General features: G+C 67.0%; 16 protein-coding genes. 9 read left to right on the top strand and 7 right to left on the bottom strand.

Going from position 1 to position 17320, the window contains the following annotated elements:
- Nucleotides 1-212: 212 nt before the first annotated feature.
- On the bottom strand, nucleotides 213-866 hold the full coding sequence (locus ACRDTL_RS12400; RefSeq protein WP_431507004.1) for an SDR family oxidoreductase: 654 nt from the start codon (nucleotides 864-866) through the stop codon (nucleotides 213-215).
- 241 nt (nucleotides 867-1107) lie between these two features.
- Between ACRDTL_RS12400 and ACRDTL_RS12405 the strand changes: the two genes are divergently transcribed.
- From ACRDTL_RS12405 to ACRDTL_RS12415, 3 genes are all read left to right on the top strand, one after another.
- A complete protein-coding gene (locus ACRDTL_RS12405; RefSeq protein WP_431507005.1) occupies nucleotides 1108-2976 on the top strand; it encodes a DNA/RNA helicase domain-containing protein in 1869 nt (622 codons plus the stop codon).
- A 95-nt stretch (nucleotides 2977-3071) separates the two neighbouring features.
- The gene (locus ACRDTL_RS12410) at nucleotides 3072-4220 is read left to right on the top strand and encodes a thiolase family protein (protein ID WP_431507006.1); all 1149 of its coding nucleotides are present in this window, start codon (nucleotides 3072-3074) and stop codon (nucleotides 4218-4220) included.
- Nucleotides 4217-5017 carry a crotonase/enoyl-CoA hydratase family protein gene (locus ACRDTL_RS12415; protein WP_431507007.1) on the top strand — a complete coding sequence of 267 codons (801 nt, stop codon included), beginning with the start codon at nucleotides 4217-4219 and terminating at the stop codon, nucleotides 5015-5017. The genes ACRDTL_RS12410 and ACRDTL_RS12415 overlap by 4 nt, the downstream gene beginning before the upstream one ends.
- 4 nt (nucleotides 5018-5021) lie before the next feature.
- Here the strand turns inward: ACRDTL_RS12415 and ACRDTL_RS12420 are convergent, their stop codons facing one another.
- Genes ACRDTL_RS12420 through ACRDTL_RS12430 form a run of 3 tightly spaced genes read right to left on the bottom strand, consistent with a single transcriptional unit; the run spans nucleotide 5022 to nucleotide 7621 of the window.
- Nucleotides 5022-6038: an NAD(P)/FAD-dependent oxidoreductase gene (locus ACRDTL_RS12420; RefSeq protein WP_431507008.1), complete on the bottom strand. Its 1017-nt coding sequence runs from the start codon at nucleotides 6036-6038 to the stop codon at nucleotides 5022-5024.
- Complete coding sequence (locus ACRDTL_RS12425) at nucleotides 6035-6535, bottom strand: isoprenylcysteine carboxyl methyltransferase family protein (RefSeq protein ID WP_431507009.1); 501 nt, start codon at nucleotides 6533-6535, stop codon at nucleotides 6035-6037. The genes ACRDTL_RS12420 and ACRDTL_RS12425 overlap by 4 nt, the downstream gene beginning before the upstream one ends.
- 3 nt (nucleotides 6536-6538) lie before the next feature.
- Entirely contained in the window at nucleotides 6539-7621 is a 1083-nt protein-coding gene (locus ACRDTL_RS12430; protein ID WP_431507017.1) for a type III polyketide synthase, read from the bottom strand.
- A gap of 140 nt (nucleotides 7622-7761) precedes the next feature.
- Here ACRDTL_RS12430 and ACRDTL_RS12435 point away from each other — a divergent pair, with 140 nt between their 5' ends.
- Nucleotides 7762-8901, top strand: a complete 1140-nt coding sequence (locus ACRDTL_RS12435) for an NAD(P)H-binding protein (protein WP_431507010.1) — start codon at nucleotides 7762-7764, stop codon at nucleotides 8899-8901.
- Nucleotides 8898-9602, top strand: coding sequence for a CPBP family intramembrane glutamic endopeptidase (locus ACRDTL_RS12440; RefSeq protein WP_431507011.1), 705 nt, complete (start codon nucleotides 8898-8900; stop codon nucleotides 9600-9602). The genes ACRDTL_RS12435 and ACRDTL_RS12440 overlap by 4 nt, the downstream gene beginning before the upstream one ends.
- Nucleotides 9603-9604: 2 nt before the next feature.
- Here ACRDTL_RS12440 and ACRDTL_RS12445 read toward each other — a convergent pair whose 3' ends face one another.
- Complete coding sequence (locus ACRDTL_RS12445) at nucleotides 9605-10399, bottom strand: enoyl-CoA hydratase (RefSeq protein ID WP_431507012.1); 795 nt, start codon at nucleotides 10397-10399, stop codon at nucleotides 9605-9607.
- A gap of 94 nt (nucleotides 10400-10493) precedes the next feature.
- On the opposite strand from ACRDTL_RS12445, the gene ACRDTL_RS12450 reads away from it, so the two are divergent.
- Both ACRDTL_RS12450 and ACRDTL_RS12455 read left to right on the top strand, forming a co-directional pair.
- Complete coding sequence (locus ACRDTL_RS12450) at nucleotides 10494-11576, top strand: CaiB/BaiF CoA transferase family protein (protein ID WP_431507013.1); 1083 nt, start codon at nucleotides 10494-10496, stop codon at nucleotides 11574-11576.
- Between the two features lie 33 nt (nucleotides 11577-11609).
- Nucleotides 11610-12362 (top strand): 3-hydroxyacyl-CoA dehydrogenase, encoded by a 753-nt coding sequence (locus ACRDTL_RS12455; RefSeq protein WP_431507014.1) that lies wholly within the window; start codon nucleotides 11610-11612, stop codon nucleotides 12360-12362.
- A gap of 98 nt (nucleotides 12363-12460) precedes the next feature.
- Here ACRDTL_RS12455 and ACRDTL_RS12460 read toward each other — a convergent pair whose 3' ends face one another.
- On the bottom strand, nucleotides 12461-12592 hold the full coding sequence (locus ACRDTL_RS12460; RefSeq protein ID WP_139796985.1) for a hypothetical protein: 132 nt from the start codon (nucleotides 12590-12592) through the stop codon (nucleotides 12461-12463).
- 290 nt (nucleotides 12593-12882) lie between these two features.
- On the opposite strand from ACRDTL_RS12460, the gene ACRDTL_RS12465 reads away from it, so the two are divergent.
- Entirely contained in the window at nucleotides 12883-15183 is a 2301-nt protein-coding gene (locus ACRDTL_RS12465) for an MMPL family transporter (RefSeq protein ID WP_431507015.1), read from the top strand.
- Nucleotides 15184-15192: 9 nt separating this feature from the next.
- On the top strand, nucleotides 15193-15837 hold the full coding sequence (locus tag ACRDTL_RS12470; RefSeq protein WP_431507016.1) for a class I SAM-dependent methyltransferase: 645 nt from the start codon (nucleotides 15193-15195) through the stop codon (nucleotides 15835-15837).
- 40 nt (nucleotides 15838-15877) lie between these two features.
- Here ACRDTL_RS12470 and ACRDTL_RS12475 read toward each other — a convergent pair whose 3' ends face one another.
- Complete coding sequence (locus tag ACRDTL_RS12475) at nucleotides 15878-17014, bottom strand: IS30 family transposase (protein ID WP_431507018.1); 1137 nt, start codon at nucleotides 17012-17014, stop codon at nucleotides 15878-15880.
- Nucleotides 17015-17320: the final 306 nt, after the last annotated feature.

The following is a 17320-nucleotide window of genomic DNA, read 5'->3' on the forward strand; positions in this document are numbered from 1 at the left end:
CAGCCGAGTGGTGATCGCCACACCGGATGGACCCGCCACCGGCTTGACCCCACGCCACTCCCGCAACTTCTCGGCCGTCACACCACGACCATCCCAAACACCACCGACAAAACCCCGCCACGACCAACATCGACCAACAAACCCGCCAACAACTAAGAACCCGGCGACGATGCAGGCCGCGCCGCGGCCTGAGGAGGAGCCGGGCAATCAAACTACCGCCCGGCGGCGGCCAACGCCTCGGCGATGGGTACGTCACCGTTGTTGAACTCGATGGTCCGGCCGATCGTCGCGTCGTCGGCCAGCGCCGCGGCCGCAACCAGCGCGACGTCGTCGCGCGACACCTCTCCCTTGCCGCCGGGCCCCACTGCGATGCGCCCGGTCGCCGATTCCAGCGTGAGACGGCTGGGCCCGAGGATCGTCCAGTCCAGACTGCTGGCCCGAAGGTGCGTGTCGGCGGCGGCCTTGGCCTCGGCGTACGGGAAGAACGGATCGGCTTCGGGTATGCCATGGTCGGGTCCGGCGCCGAAGTAGGACACCATCACGAATCGCCGCACGTCCGCCCGGCCGGCGGCGTCGATCACCCGGATCGCGGCGTCGCGGTCGACGGCGTAAGTGCGCGACGGGTTGCCACCGCCCGCGCCGGCGGAGAACACCACGGCGTCCTGCCCGGCGAGCAGAACGGTGAGCGCGTCGGTATCGAGTTGCTCGATGTCGGCGACCAAGGAGTGGGCACCGGTGTCGGCCACGTCGTCGGTGTGGTCGCGGTTGCGGAAGATCGAGGTCACCCGATCGCCGCGCTCCGACAGAATCCTGGCCAGCCGCAGTGCGACCTTGCCGTGCCCGCCGATGACGGCGATGCGTGTCATGCGCTCGACGTTACCTGCGGGCTGTTGCCGGCAACCGACCCCGCTGCGGTGCTGCGGCCGGGCGGCCAAGCAACTGGTTCGCTGCTCGATGCGCTGAAGCACGTCAGTGTGATGTCGCCATGCCTGTCGGACTGTTCATCTAACATGACCACCGCGGTTCGACGGACTTCCGGGGCCGAGACGCACTTCGGACATGTCCCCACCCGCACGATTCGATTCGTGCTGCCTTGGGGAATGCGGAGTGACGCTCATTCGGACGACGGCTAGTCGGGTCCGCGAAGAGGAGCCCTCGTCGTTGGTCGAGCAATTGCTTGAACAGATGCTGTATCGCACGGGCCGACGTGCATCATCAGCTGAACAGACATCGTGGCGGCGCAGCCTTCCGGTCCTGGCGGCGGATTTAGTTGCCGCCGGACTCGGTGACGTCGAAATGCTGGTCGAGTACCACCTGCCCCTCACGTCGCAGCGCGCCGATGTAGTGCTGGCCGGCGTCCATCCCAAGACAGGGGAGGCGTCCTACGTGGTGGTTGAACTAAAACAGTGGTCAGCAGCGTACTCGTTTGAAGGCGACTCCGAGCTTTTTGAAGTGCCTGGCATGCCGGGCGGCCCGAAGCTTCATCCGGTTATACAGGTTCGCGGATATTGCGAGTACCTTGCGAATTTCGCTCGGGTCATGGCCGATCAGCCGGATGCGTTGGCAGGTATGGCCTACCTGCACAACGCTATGGATCCGGCGCTGGTCGCAGATCTGTTCGCGGTGCCAGTGTCCACGACGGGCCGACTATTTACCGGCACCGACCGCTCCGCAATGGCCGAGTTCTTGCGATCGCGACTAGCGACGAAATCTGGGCATACCGCTGGAGACCTTCTGATGCACTCCGCGGTAGCGCCTTCCCAGCAGTTGCTGAAGGTCGCCGCTGCCGAGATCCGCCACCGTCCGCAGTTCCAATTGATCGGTAACCAGCAACTGGCAGTCGATCTGGTGATGCACGCGGTCGAGCGCGCTCGGGCGGGCAATACCAAACGAATCATCGCGGTCACTGGCGGCCCTGGCAGCGGTAAAAGTGTTGTGGCGCTCTCATTGCTGGGCGACCTGGCACGACGTGGTCGCACGGTCGTACACGCGACGGGCTCGCGGTCGTTCACGCAAACGCTTCGAAAGGTGGCCGGTAACCGCGCACCGATGGTGCGATCAATGTTCAAGTACTTCAACCAGTTCATTAGCGCGGAAGCGAATGGACTCGACGTACTGATCTTGGATGAAGCGCACCGAATCCGGGAGACGTCAGTCGACCGTTACACCCGGGCCGAGTTGCGAACCGACCGGCCGCAGATCGACGAATTGATGGCCGCCGCGCGCGTTCCGGTGTTCTTACTCGACGAACACCAAGTAGTTCGTCCTGGCGAGATGGGCACGCTCGGACAGATCGAGCGGCACGCTCGGCATCTCGGTTTGGAGTTCCAGCACATACCCCTCGGTGAGCAGTTCCGCTGTGGTGGCAGCGAGGAATACGTGCTGTGGGTGACGCGACTGCTTGGACTTTCGGATGAACCGTCGGGTCCCTGGCGAGGAGATCCACAGTTCGACGTCCGCTTGGCGGACAGCCCGGTGGAAATGGAGAACTTCTTGTCGCACTGCCGGGAGCACAGCTATTCGGCGCGGATGACGGCCGGGTACTGCTGGCCATGGAGCGATGCGCGCAAGGACGGCACACTCGTCGACGACGTCCAGATCGGAGACTGGGCACGTCCGTGGAACAGCAAGAGCAACCGGCGGATTGGCGAGGCCCCGCCCAGCGCCCTATGGTCAACTGAGGACGGCGGGTTCGGCCAGGTGGGATGTGTCTACACGGCGCAAGGTTTCGAATACGACTGGAACGGAGTCATCATCGGGGACGACCTGGTGTGGCGGGATGGCCGCTTTGTCACAGTGCGGCAAGCCAACCGTGATCCCAATTTTCGAAGCAAAGTTGCTGTATCCGATCGCCGCTTCGATCAGCTTGTCCGCAACGTGTACAAGGTATTGCTGACGCGGGGCATGGTGGGCACCGTTATCTACTCGACAGACGAGGAGACAAGAAAGGCGTTCCGGGAGATGATGGCGCGTTAGCCGTCTCCATACCCGACCCCGGTGGCGAACCTTCTAACGTGCTGGTCAAGAATCGACTACTAGATTTCCATTGCAAACATCAAAGGAGATGTGTCATGGCTGAAGCTGTCATCGTCGAGGCGGTGCGTTCACCGATCGGGAAGCGCAACGGCGGGCTGTCCGGCGTCCACCCTGCCGACCTGTCCGCGCAAGTGCTCAACGGGCTGGTGCAAAAAGCCGGCATCGACCCCGAGATCGTCGACGACGTGATCTGGGGCTGCGTGATGCAGGCCGGCGAGCAAGCCCTCGACGTCGCGCGTACCGCACTGCTGACCGCCGGCTGGCCGGAGACCGTGCCCGGCGTCACGGTCGACCGCCAGTGTGGGTCCAGCCAGCAGTCGGTGCACTTCGCGGCCGCCGGGGTGGTCGCCGGTCACTACGACGTCGTCGTCGCGGGCGGCGTGGAATCGATGTCGCGGGTACCGATGGGCTCGTCGCTCGCCAATGGCGGCCGCCCGTTCCCGCAAGACTTCCTGAGCCGCTACGACGGTGTGATCCCCAACCAGGGCATCGGCGCGGAGATGATCGCCGAGCAATGGGGATTCGACCGCACCACGCTCGACGAATTCTCGCTCAACTCTCACCAGAAAGCCGCTGCCGCACAAGATTCCGGTGCCTTCGACGACGAGATCGTCGCGATCAAAGACCAGGACGGTAACACGGTGCTCAAGGACGAGGGCATCCGGCGTGGCACGCCGATGGAGAAGATGGCGCAGCTCAAGCCGGCCTTCAAAGAGGACGGCGTGATCCACGCCGGTAACTCCAGCCAGATCTCCGACGGTTCGGCGGCGCTGCTGTTCATGTCGGCCGAGATGGCGAAGTCGTTGGGCCGCAAGCCGATCGCCAAGGTGCACACCGCCGCACTGGCCGGGGCCAACCCGGTCATCATGCTGACCGGGCCGATCCCGGCAACCCAGAAGGCGCTGAAGCGCTCCGGGCTGAACCTCGACGACATCGGCGCCTACGAGGTCAACGAGGCATTCGCCCCGGTGCCGCTGGCGTGGCTGGCCGACATCGGCGGCGACGAGAAGAAGCTCAACCCCAACGGCGGCGCGATCGCGCTCGGCCACCCGCTCGGCGGGTCGGGTGCCCGGTTGATGACCACGTTGCTCTATCACATGCGGGCCAAGGGAATCCGCTACGGCCTGCAGACGATGTGCGAGGGCGGTGGTCAGGCCAACGCCACCATTCTGGAGTTGCTGTGACGGATACCGAGACGCAGCCCGCAGCGCTCACCGAACGCCGCGGCGACGTCCTGGTCATCACGATCAACCGCCCGCAGGCCCGCAACGCCGTAAACGGGGCGGTCAGCACCGGCGTCGGCGACGCGCTCGAGCAAGCGCAAAACGACGCCGAGGTGCGGGCCGTGGTGATCACCGGCGCCGGCGACAAATCCTTTTGCGCCGGAGCCGATCTCAAAGCGATCGCCCGCCGGGAGAATCTGTACCATCCCGACCACGGCGAGTGGGGCTTCGCCGGGTATGTACACCACTTCATCGACAAGCCCACCATCGCCGCGGTCAACGGCACCGCGCTGGGCGGCGGCACCGAGCTGGCGCTGGCCAGCGACCTGGTGGTGGCCGAAGAGCGGGCGAAGTTCGGGCTCCCGGAGGTCAAGGTCGGGCTCTTCGCCGCCGCCGGTGGCGTGTTCCGGATCGTGCATCAGCTGCCGCGCAAAGTGGCACTGGAGATGATATTGACCGGTGAGCCGATCAGCGCGGCCGAGGCCGCCAAGTGGGGTCTGATCAACCAGGTCGTCCCGGACGGCACCGTGCTTCAGGCCGCGCTGGCGCTGGCCGAGCGGGTCACCGTGAACGCGCCGCTGTCGTTACAGGCCAGCAAGCGGATCGCTTACGGCGCCGACGACGGCGTCATACCCGACGAAGAGCCCGGGTGGGCGCGCACCACCCGCGAATTCGCCACGGTGTTGAGATCCGAGGACGCCAAAGAAGGTCCGTTGGCGTTCGCCGAAAAGCGCCGGCCGGTCTGGAAGGCACGCTGAAGCCTCACCGCGCCAGCGTGTTCACCGCCCAACTGAAAACGCCGGGAAGAGCTCTGGCCGCCGGCACGATTGCTTGCCGGGTGGCGCCCGGGATGGTGGCGAGCACCAGCGTGCGGGTGAGCAGCCGGTAGTCACGGGTGATCCGCCGCCACGCCGCTTCGTACGATGACGGGTTCTGATCGACGATCGCGCCAACGGCTGCGGCGGCTTGCCTGACGGCCAGGCTGATGCCTTCACCGGTCAGCGCGTCCTCGTATCCCGCGGCGTCGCCTACCAACAGCACCCGTCCGGCGACCCGACGGGACACCACCTGCCGCAGCGGCCCGCAACCGCGTGGCTGTCCCGGGCTTGCGCCGTGGAGATGCGGTGCCAGCGAGGGAAACCAGGCCGGGTCGGGTTTGTGATCGGACAGGATTGCCACCCCGACCAGATCCGGTTCCACCGGCGTCACATACGCCTCGCCCCACCGTGACCAGTGCACCTCGACGAAGTCCGACCACGCCGGTACGGAAAAGTGCCACCGCACGCCGTACCGCCGCGGCCGCCCGGCCGCCGCGGTGATTCCGGCGGCCCGACGCACGGCCGAATGCAGTCCGTCGGCCGCCACCAGCCACCTCGCACGCACACCGGCCGCGGTTACGCCCCAAGCGTCTTGCTCGACGCTGGTAACCCGCGTCGAGATCCATTCGGCGTCTTGTTCTTTGGCGCGTGCCGCGAGCGCGGCATGCAGTGTGGTGCGTCGTACGCCCCGGCCCGGGCCGTGGCGAAAGCGTGCCTCGGCCCGGCTGTGTTCACGCACATAGGCGATGCCGCGGAACGGCAGGCCGGCAGGATCCACGCCGAGCGATGTCAGTTCGGCCAAACCGCCGGGCATCAGGCCCTCACCACAGGCCTTGTCGATCGGGCTCTGCCGCGGGTCGGCGACGATCACCGAAAGCCCTTGACGGCGTGCGTGTAACGCGGTGGCGAGTCCGCCGGGACCCCCGCCCACGATCAGCACGTCGGTGTCGAAGGTGGTCATGAGTAGCCCAACGCCGCGTTCTCCACCCGGATCCGCACGGTCAGCAGTAGCGCATTGGCCAGTGTGAATATTGCTGCGGTCAGCCAGGCTGTGTGTACCAACGGCAGCGCCACACCTTCGGCCACGACCGCGACATAGTTGGGGTGGTGCAGCCAGCGGTACGGACCACGGTGCACCAGCGGCGCTTGCGGCAACACGATCACCAGAGTGTTCCACCGGCGGCCCAACGTCGTCACGCACCACCAGCGCAGCGCCTGGCTTGCTGCCACGACGGCCAGCATCGGCCAGCCGAGCCAGCCGATGAACGGCCGGTGCAGCACCGAAACTTCGAAGACACAGCCGAGCAGCAGCGCCGCATGCACGATGACCATCACGGGATAGTGAGCGCGGCCAAACTCTTTGCCGCCGTGGGCAAAAGCCCATCGGGCGTTGCGTTTGGAGACGCCCAGCTCAATCAGCCGTTCGATGCCGATCAGGCCGATCAGCAGGTAGTACACGTGTTACCAGCCGAGCAGCACAAGTTCCGAGCAGAAGGCGGGGCCCATGGCGATCATCAATCCGAACGAGCCCGCCGGCGGCGGATCGGCCATGTTGGCCCGAAGCACATCCAGCACCGACACCGACGACAGATTGCCGTTGTCGCGCAATGAGTTTCGGGTGTGATCGAGCGCATCTGCAGGTACATCCAAGACGTTTTCGACCGCCTCGATCACCCGGGGGCCGCCGGGGTGGCATATCCAGGTCGAGACGTCGGCGGTGGTCAGGCCGTGGTCGGCCAGGAAGGTGCGGACGTCTTCGCCCAAATATTTCTCGGCCACGGTGGCGACTTCGACCGACAAGACGATCCGGAATCCCTCACTGCCGATCTTCCAGCCCATCACTTCCTCGGTTTCCGGGTAGATCCGGCTGCGGGTGGCCAATACCCGTGGGCCGTCCGGGCTCCGATCGGCCCCTCGCGCGATGACCGCGGCCGCGCCGTCACCGAAGAGGCTGGTGGCGACCAAGTTGGCCACCGAATAGTCTTCGCGCTGAATGGTCAACGTGCAGAGTTCGACGGCCAGCAACGCGGCAACCTGATTCGGGTAGGCGCGCAGGTAGTCATGCATGCGAGCTACGCCGGCGGCACCGGCAACACAGCCCAGGCCGAACAGCGGCACGCGCTTGACGTCGGGGCGCAGGCCTACCCGGGTGGCCAGTCGCGCCTCCAGCGTCGGGACAGCGAGCCCGGTGACCGTCGTCGACAGCACCAGGTCCACCTCAGATGGTTTGAGCTTGGCGGCATCCAGGGCCGACACCAACGCCCGCTCGCCGAGGTCGAGGGCGACGTCGACGAATGCGTCGTTGGCCTCGGTGAAGCCCTTCAATTCGCCGTAGCGCGACAGCGGCAGGGCGTGGTGGCGGGCCTTGACCCCACTGCTGGCGATGAACCGCTGGAACTCCTGGCCGGCGAAGCCGCTGATGGCCGAAGCGATTTCGTCTTGGCTGTGATAGTGCGACGGGAACTCGACCGTCACCGCGGCGAGAGATGGGCCGGCTGGTAGGCCGGGCTGTGAAGCCGGCGCCCCGGGTGTCACCGAACGCATCTTGCCATTATCCATGTATGGCACTACGGTGCGGACACTTTGTTAGTTCAATTCGCCGGTCGCCGAATGAATTGCACACGTGTTTAATTGATTTGCGCCTGTTCGCGCGACTTAGCCGTCGTCATCGCTAAGTTGAAGGTGTGCGAATTCTTGTGACGGGCGCCACCGGCTACGTGGGGTCCCGACTTGTCACAGCACTGCTCGCAGCGGGCCGGCAGGTGCTGGCCGCCAGTCGCGACCCGGTGCGACTGGGCCGGCTGGGCTGGGTTGACGACGTCACAGCGGTCGCCCTGGATGCCTCCGATCCCACGTCGGCGCGCGCGGCGTTCGCCGTCGCCGGTCCGGTCGATGTCGTGTACTACCTGGTGCATGCGATCGGCCAACCCGGCTTCCGCGGCGCCGACCGGGCCGCGGCCGCCAACGTCGCGGCCGCGGCCAAGGACGCCGGCGTGGGCCGCATCGTCTATCTGGGTGGCTTCGTGCCCGACGACGACACGCTGTCCGAGCACCTGGCCAGCCGGGCCGAGGTTGCCCACGCGCTCACGGCCGAGGGCGGCCCGGAAGTGGTGTGGCTGGGCGCGGCCATGATCCTGGGCGCCGGCTCGACATCGTTCGAGATGCTGCGCTATGTCGGGGACAGGTTTCCGCTCATGCCAATCCCGCCGTGGATGGACAATCCGATCGACCCGATATCGATCCGCGACGTGCTGCACTACCTGGTGGCCGCCGCCGATGGCGCCCGGGTACCCGCGGGCGCCTACGACGTCTCCGGCCCGGACACCACGTCATATCGGCAGCTGCTGAAAACGTATGCGCGGATTGCCGGCAAGTGGCACACCGGCGTGCCGGTGCGCGGCGTGGACACCGCAGTGGCGTCGCGGGTCACTGCGGTCGCGCTGCCGGTGCCCGACGGGCTGGCCGCGGACCTGGTGGAGTCGCTGGACCACCCGATGCGCGCCGCCGGCACCGGCCTGCGCGACCTGGTTGCCGACCCGGCCGGCGGCCTGCTGCCCATCGACGACGCCATCGCGCGGGCGGTGTCGAGCCGCCGGCCGAGGCCGGTCAACGCGCTGGCCGATCTGCATCACCTCGCCGACAGCGATCCGGTGTGGGCCGGCGGCGACGCGCTGCGCATCCGCCGGCTGGCCAGAGTCGTCACCCCGCCGATCGCGCGTTGGAGTCTCGGGCTGCTGGACGCCGTCCCTGGACCCGTTGCCGGTGCAGTGCGAACCGGCCTTGACATGCTGATCACTCTCGCCCCGAAGGTACGTCTCGGATGACCGAAACCAGCACCCTGGACGAGATCCGCCGCGCGATCACCAATGTCGCTGTGCCGCACCATGAGCCGCCCTCGGTGGTGCGCCGGCGGCGCACCGTCGTCCTCGTCGTGCTGGTACTCGGCGCGGTAGTGCTCGGACTATCCATGACACGGCACCCTGGCGATTCGATCTTCTACTGGTTTGCGCTGGCGCTGGGGGTGGTCTGGACGCTCGGGGCATTCGCCTCCGGGCCGTTGCATCTGGGGGGCATCTGCTGGCGTGGTCGCAACCAGCGCCCGGTCGTCAGCGGCGCCACCACCGGCCTGGTGCTCGGGGGCGTCTTCGTGCTCGGCGGTGTGATCGCCAAACAGATTCCGGCAGCCTGCGACCTGATCACCCGGGTGCTGCAGTTCGGCAACCAGGGCTCGTGGCGGCTCATCCTGGCGATCGCGCTGCTCGGCGCCATCGCCGAGGAATTGTTCTACCGCGGCGCGCTCTATACCGCGTTGGGCCGGCACCATCCGGTGCTCATCTCCACGATCCTGTATGTCGCCGCCACGCTGGCCAGCCAGAACCTGATGCTCGGGTTCGCCGCGATCATCCTCGGCACAGTGTGCGCATTGGAGCGCCGCGCGACCGGCGGGGTGCTGGCGCCGATCCTGACCCACTTCGTGTGGAGCCTGATCGTGCTGCTTGGGCTGCCGCCGCTGTTCGGGTTCTGAGGTCAGCGGTCGGTGAAGTCCGGGGTACGGCGCTGCTGGAAAGCCGTTGCGCCCTCGATGAAGTCGTGTGATTTCAGCAGCACCGCCTGACCCTGTAGTTCGCGGTGCAGCGCGGACTCCAGCTCGGTGAGCGTGGCCACGTTGATGGCGTGCTTGGTCTTGGCGAACGCCACCGTCGGCCCGGTCAGCAGTCCCGACACCACGTTGTCGACCTCGGCCTCGAAGTCGTCGGCCGGGTAGACCGCGCTGATCAGGCCGGCGGCCAATGCGTCGGCGGGCGACAACCGTTCGGCCAGCAGTGCCATCCGCATCGCGCGGGTGCGGCCGATCGAGGCGGCGACCAACGCCGATGCTCCACCGTCGGGCATCAGCCCGACCTTGGTGAAGGCGAGCATGAAAAACGCTGCATCCGAAGCCAATACGAGGTCGCAGGCCAAGGCCAGCGAGACCCCGACCCCGGCCGCCGGTCCGTGCACCACGGCCACGACCGGGCGCGGCACCGTGGTGATCGCCCGTACCGCGCGGTTGGCCGCCACGATAATGTCCGTGCCACTGCCGGAGACGTCGTCGGCGCTCATGCCGGCGCCGGAGGAAAAGCCGCGGCCCGTCCCGCCGAGACGCACCACTTGCACCCGTGGATCGGTGGCGGCGCACTCCATCGCGTCGGCGATGCCGGCCAGCACCGGCGTGGTCAGCGAGTTGAGGCTGTCCGGTCGATCGATGATCACCGACAAGACCCCGTCGGTCAGCGTGACGGACAGGCCCGCGACGGGCGTCGGGTTGACTGAATCAAACATGGACTTGAATTTAGGCGACCTTCCGCTACCGGGATGCAGGACCGTCCACGGCGGCTGCGAAGATGCCAAAGTGATGCGACAAGGAGGTCGGTAGATGGCAGGACCGTTGACAGGACTGCGGGTGATCGAACTCGCCGGGATCGGGCCGGGCCCGCACGCCGCGATGATCCTCGGCGATCTCGGTGCCGACGTCGTGCGCATCGAACGGCCCGGGGCGGCAACCGGCGTGGCCCGCGACGCGATGCTGCGCAACCGTCGCTTCGTCACCGCCGACCTCAAGTCCGGGCAGGGACGTGACCTGGTGCTGCGGCTCGTCGCCAAGGCCGACGTGCTGATCGAGGGCTACCGTCCGGGCGTCACCGAACGGCTGGGCCTGGGCCCCGACGACTGCAGCCGAGTCAACGACCGGCTGATTTACGCCCGGATGACCGGCTGGGGCCAAACCGGTCCGCGCAGCCAGCAGGCCGGTCACGACATCAACTACATCTCGCTCAACGGCGTGCTGCATGCGATCGGCCGGAACGGTGAGCGGCCGGTGCCGCCGCTGAACCTGGTCGGCGACTTCGGCGGCGGCTCGATGTTTCTGTTGGTCGGGATCCTGGCGGCGCTGTGGGAGCGGCAGGCCTCGGGCAAGGGGCAGGTCGTCGACGCGGCGATGATCGACGGGTCATCGGTGCTGGTGCAGATGATGTGGGCGATGCGGTCATTGGGGATGTGGTCCGACGAGCGCGGAACCAACATGCTCGACGGCGGTGCGCCGTACTACGACACCTACGAATGCGCCGACGGCCGTTATGTCGCGGTCGGCGCGATCGAGCCGCAGTTCTACGCGGCCTTGCTGGCCGGGCTCGGACTGGACGGTGCCGACCTGCCCAGGCAAAACGACAGCGCCCGTTGGCCGGAGCTGCGCGCCGCGATCGCCGGGGTGATCGGCTCGAAAGACCGCGACCATTGGGCCAAGGTGTTCGCCGACTCCGACGCCTGCGTCACGCCGGTGCTGGCGTTCGGCGAGGTGCAGACCGAACCGCATGTCACCGAGCGCAACACCTTCTACCAGACGGGCGGCGGCCTGGAACCACGGCCGGCGCCGCGGTTTTCCCGCACCGTCCCCGACCAGCCCCGGCCGCCGGGAGAGCCGGGTGCCGACACCGAAGCCGTACTGGGCGACTGGGTATAGTCGCCGACCGACCTGACGAAAGGAAAGACTCGAGTGGAGATCCGAGACGCCGTAGCACTCGTCACCGGTGGCGCGTCCGGCCTGGGCCTGGCAACTACCAAGCGGCTGCTGGACGCCGGCGCGCAGGTGGTCGTGCTCGACCTCAAGGGCGAGGAGGTGGTCCGCGAGCTCGGGGAGCGTGCGCGTTTCGCGCCGGCTGACGTCACCGACGAGAAGGCGGTGACCGCGGCCCTCGACATCGCCGAGTCGCTGGGTCCGTTGCGCATCGTGGTGAACTGCGCTGGCACCGGCAACGCCATCCGGGTGCTGGGCCGCGACGGCGTCTTTCCGTTGGACGCGTTCCGCAAGGTCGTCGACATCAACCTGATCGGGACGTTCAACGTGTTGCGGCTGGGCGCCGAGCGGATCGCCAGCACCGATCTGATCGGCGAGGAGCGCGGCGTCATCATCAACACCGCCTCGGTGGCGGCGTTCGACGGACAGATCGGTCAGGCCGCTTACTCGGCGTCCAAGGGCGGTGTGGTCGGCATGACATTGCCGATCGCGCGGGATCTGGCCGGCCGGGGCATTCGCGTGATGACGATCGCGCCGGGCCTGTTCGACACCCCGCTGCTGGCCGGCCTGCCCGAGCCGGCCAAGGAGTCGCTGGGCAAGCAGGTGCCGCACCCGAGCCGGCTGGGCAAACCCGACGAGTACGGCGCGCTGGCGGTGCACATTATCGAGAACCCGATGCTCAACGGCGAGGTCATCCGCCTCGACGGCGCGATCCGGATGGCGCCCCGCTGAGCCGCAAAATCAGAAAAGAAACGACAACTCTGCGATGGAGGGGTTCACTCACCTCATCGCGGGCGCGGCCACTGCGATGGTCGCGCCCTCCGCGGTAATCAGCTCGCGGTGGGCAGTGGGTGCCAGTCCTCGAGCTGCTCCGAGGTCTCGCCCTCTACCAGCACGTCGCCGTGGTAGAGAGCCTCGAAGTCAGCCTTGATGACATCGGCACTCGAGTCGTCGATCCACATACAGATAAGGGTATGGGTCACTATTAAGGAATCGTTGAGTCACGTTTCGGAAAACGGTGGCAATTCTTACCGCCGGGTAGGGTCCCGTCAGGGCTTGAGGCCGTCGTACCTACCCGTTGAACACATGCGAAATTGCGGCGGGTAGTCTCAGCACGCACGTCCTAGGATGCACGGCACTGTGGTGAACCATTCCCGGTGCCCGATCCGTTTCATTACCAAGGGCGTGGTGGGGTCGGGATGACGTTGGCGCCCGCTACTTACCGGCGGTAAGTCGCGGCGGAAGGACGTGCATGCTGCAGCGAATCGCCCGACTGGCTATCGCCGCCCCGAAGCGGGTGATCGCGCTGGCGGTTCTCGTCCTGGCTGCCGCCGCGATCTTCGGCATCCCGGTCGCCCAGAGCTTGTCCGCCGGCGGCTTCCAGGATCCGACGTCGGAGTCGGCCCGGGCCACTCGGCTGCTGACGGACAAATTCGGGCAGAGTGACCAGAAGATGCTGGTCATGGTGACCGCGCCGGCCGGGGTCGCCAGCCAGCAGGCCCGCCAGGTGGGCGTCGACATTGTGCACCGCCTCGAACGGTCGCCGCACGTCTTCAATGTGTCGTCGGCGTGGACGTCCCCACCACAGGCTGCCGCCGAGTTGGTGAGCGTCGACGGCAACTCCGGGTTGATCGTGGCCAACTTGAAGGGCGGCGAAAACAACGCCCAGAAGTACGCCAAGACGCTGGCAGCAGAGGTGCACGGCCTCGATATTCAAGACGGGGTCAGCGTGCACACAGGCGGGGTGGCGATGGTGTACGCCCAGATCACCCACCAAAACGAACGCGATCTGCTGCTGATGGAGTCGATCGCCATACCGCTGAGCTTCTTCGTGCTGGTATGGGTGTTCGGCGGTCTGCTGGCGGCGGCGCTACCGATGACACTGGGCGCGTTGGCGATCGTGGGCGCCATGTCGGTGCTGCGGTTGATCTCGTTCAGCATCGACGTGTCGATCTTCGCGCTCAACCTGAGCACCGCGATGGGCCTGGCGCTGGCGATCGACTACACGCTGCTGATCATCAGCCGCTACCGCGACGAGTTGGCCGACGGCACCGCGCGCGACCGGGCACTGATCCGCACCATGGCCACTGCCGGACGCACGGTGCTGTTCTCGGCGACCACCGTCGCTTTGTCGATGGCGGTCATGGTGCTGTTTCCGGGTTATTTCCTGAAGTCGTTCGCCTACGCCGGCGTGGCCACCGTGGCCTTCGTGGCGGGCGCGGCCATCGTGGTGACCCCGGCCGCGATCGTGCTGCTCGGGCCGCGGCTGGACGCGCTGGACGTTCGGTGGCTTGTGCGGCGGGCGCTGCCTTGGATCAAACGGAGCCCGGACCCGGTGGCCAAACCGGTTGAGCAGCTGTTCTGGTATCGCTCGACGACGTTCGTGACGCGCCGTGCCGTGCCGATCGGTGCGGCGGTCGTTGCGTTGCTGTTGCTGTTGGGTGTCCCGTTCCTCGGGGTGAAGTGGGGCTTCCCCGACGACCGGGTATTGCCGCGGTCGGCGTCGCCGCATCAGCTCGGTGACCAGTTGCGCCGTGACTTCGCCGATAACTCGGCGACGATGGTGCCTGTCGTCGTACCGGATGTCCGCGGACTGACCCTGGTTGACGTGGAGCGTTACGCCGCCGACCTGTCGCGGGTGCCCGGCGTGTCGGCGGTCAGCGCGCCGACCGGAACATTCGTGGCCGGCGCTCGGGTAGGTCCGCCGGCCGCGGCCACCGGGCTGGCGGACGGCAGCGCATTTTTGACCGTCGACAGCACCGCGCCGCTGTTCTCGCAGGCCTCCGCTACCCAGCTCAACCGACTGCACCAGGTGCCCGGCCCGCCCGGGCGGGCCGTCGAAATGGCCGGGCTGGCGCAGATCAACCGCGACAGCGTCGCCGCGATCGTGACCCGGCTGCCACTGGTGCTGGGGCTGATCGCGGCCATCACGTTCGTGCTGCTGTTTCTGCTCACCGGCAGCGTGGTGTTGCCGCTCAAGGCGCTGGTGCTCAACGTCTTGTCGTTGACGGCGGCGTTTGGCGCGTTGGTGTGGATCTTCCAGGACGGCCATCTGGGCGCATTGGGCACGACGCCCAGCGGGACCCTGGAGGCCAACATGCCGGTGTTGTTGTTTTGCATCGCGTTCGGCTTGTCGATGGACTACGAGGTTTTCCTGATCTCCCGGATCCGCGAGTACTGGCTGGACTCCGGAGCCGCCCGGCCGGCGCGACCGACCACCGCCCAGGCGCGTGCTGCCAACGACGAGAGCGTGGCGCTCGGGCTGGCCCGCACCGGCCGGGTGATCACCGCTGCCGCGCTGGTGATGTCGATCTCGTTCGCCGCGCTGATCGCGGCGCAGGTGTCGTTTATGCGGATGTTCGGCATCGGCCTGACCCTGGCGGTGCTGGTGGACGCCACTCTGGTACGGATGGTGCTGGTCCCGGCGTTCATGCACGTGCTGGGCCGATGGAACTGGTGGGCGCCCAAGCCGCTGGTGTGGCTGCACGAGCGGTTCGGGGTCACCGAGTCCGAAGAGTTGCGCGAACGCCGGTTAGACCCGTTGCGGGCATAGGGTGGAGCGATGACACCATCCGCCGCAGCAACGGTCGACAATCCGTTCTTCGCCCGGATCTGGCCCACCATCGCAGCGCACGAGCCCGAGCAGATCCGGGCGCTGCGGCGGGAGAATCTGGCCGGATTGTCCGGTCGGGTGCTCGAGGTCGGTGCCGGCGTCGGGACCAACTTCGGCTTCTATCCGGATTCGGTGGAGCAGGTCGTCGCGGTCGAGCCGGAGGACCGACTGGCCGAGCGGGCCCGCGCGGCGGCCGCCGGCGCACCGGTTCCAGTACAGGTGACCGGCGCGACCGTGGAGGCCTTCAGCACCGACGAACCATTCGACGCGGTGGTGTGCTCGCTGGTGCTGTGTTCGGTGGGCGACCCCGATGCGGTGCTGCGCCAACTTCATGCGGGGCTTCGGCCGGGTGGCGAGCTACGCTACCTCGAACACGTGGCCAGCGGCGGGTTCCGGGGCCGGCTGCAGCGGCTGGCCGATGCGACGTTGTGGCCCAGGCTGTTCGGCAACTGCCATACCCACCGCGACACCGAGCAGATCATTGCCGGCGCCGGATTCGAGGTGGATGGTGCCCGTCGGGTGCTGACGCTGCCGTCGTGGGTGCCGTTGCCGGTGTCGGAGTTTGCGCTGGGCCGCGCCCGACGGCCCGCTTAGCGCCGAGACTGCGGCCACGGTGTGCGATTGCGACTTGGATTCAAGCGGTCGCTGCAACAAAGGCGGACGGGTCTGAGAGTAGTCGGTTGAGTTCTTCGGCGGGGGTGCGCCAGCCGAAGCGCTTGCGGGGACGCGCGTTGAGTTCGGCCGCGACGTTGTCGAGGATTCCCGGCCCATGGAATGACAGGTCGGTGCCCTTCGGGAAGTACTGCCGCAGCAAACCGTTGGTGTTCTCGTTGGTGCCGCGCTGCCAGGGGCTGTGCGGGTCGCAGAAGTAGATCGGCAGCCCGGTCGCCTCGGTGATCTTGGTGTGCAGCGCCATCTCCCTGCCCTGATCCCAGGTCAGGGAGCGGCGCAGCACCTCGGGGATCTCGGGGATCTTGGCGGTCATCGCCGCAGCGACGGTGGCCGCGGTGCGATCATCGGGCAGGTGCAGCAGCATCACGAATCCGGTGGTGCGCTCCACCAGAGTGCCGATCGCTGATTCGCCGTGGGCGCCGATCATCAAATCGCCTTCCCAGTGGCCGGGGATCGCGCGGTCGTCGGCCTCGGCCGGCCGTTCGCTGATGTTGATCATGTCCTTGATCCCGCCACGAGCGTCGGTTGGTTTGCGGCCCTGATGTTTTCGTCGTGTCCGTCCAGTGCGCAGCGCGGTCTTGACCTGGCGGGCCAGCTCCCCGCGGGGCTGGACGTACATGGCTTGATAAATCGTCTCGGGTGACACCCACATCTCCGGATCGTCGGGGAAGTCCTCGCGCAGCCGGCCCGCGATCTGCTCGGGGCTGTGCCGCTGTTCCAAGCGTCGCACAACCTCGGCCAGCAGGGCCGGGTTGGATTCCAGCTTGCGCGGCTTAGGGCGAGCCCGGGCCGCGTCGACGGCCTCCTGGGCGACCCGGGCACGATACCCACAGCCGGTTGCTCCGCGGCGTACCTCCCGGCTGATCGTCGAGCGGTCCCGACCCAGCAAGCGGGCGGCCCCGGCCTGGGAATACTCCGCTTCCAGCAGCTCTTCTAGGCGGCACCGCTCAAGGAATGACAACGACGACCTCCGCGACGGCACAACAAGCTCCAGACCAGCGGGAAAAGGTGTTCTCGGCACGAACCCAGCCTGCGCGACCCATTCCCGCCCGGCGTTTTCCGACACGCCGGCGGCCACCGCCGCCTGCGTCGGCGTCATACCCGTGCGCAACGCCGCCCAAAACGCTTCCTTAACCTGCGAGTATCGGGTGCCGCAGTGCTTGGGATTGGTCTGATAACCCGCGGCCTTGGCCCACTTGCGGCCCGTCGCACCACACACCCCGGCTACCGTCGCTGCTGCCGTCGGTGACAACCCCGATCGGACGGCCTTCCAGAACTCCTCATGCACCGACGCCGCCGACTCGACGTCCAGATGCACACCAGTACTACGGAACCCAATCTGACGACCCACGAGGCAACACCCTTTCGAACGAATCAGGTGTTGCAGCGATCACTTGAGCCTGCC

The sequence above is a fragment of the Mycobacterium sp. genome (assembly GCF_050700595.1).
Taxonomy (GTDB): domain Bacteria; phylum Actinomycetota; class Actinomycetes; order Mycobacteriales; family Mycobacteriaceae; genus Mycobacterium.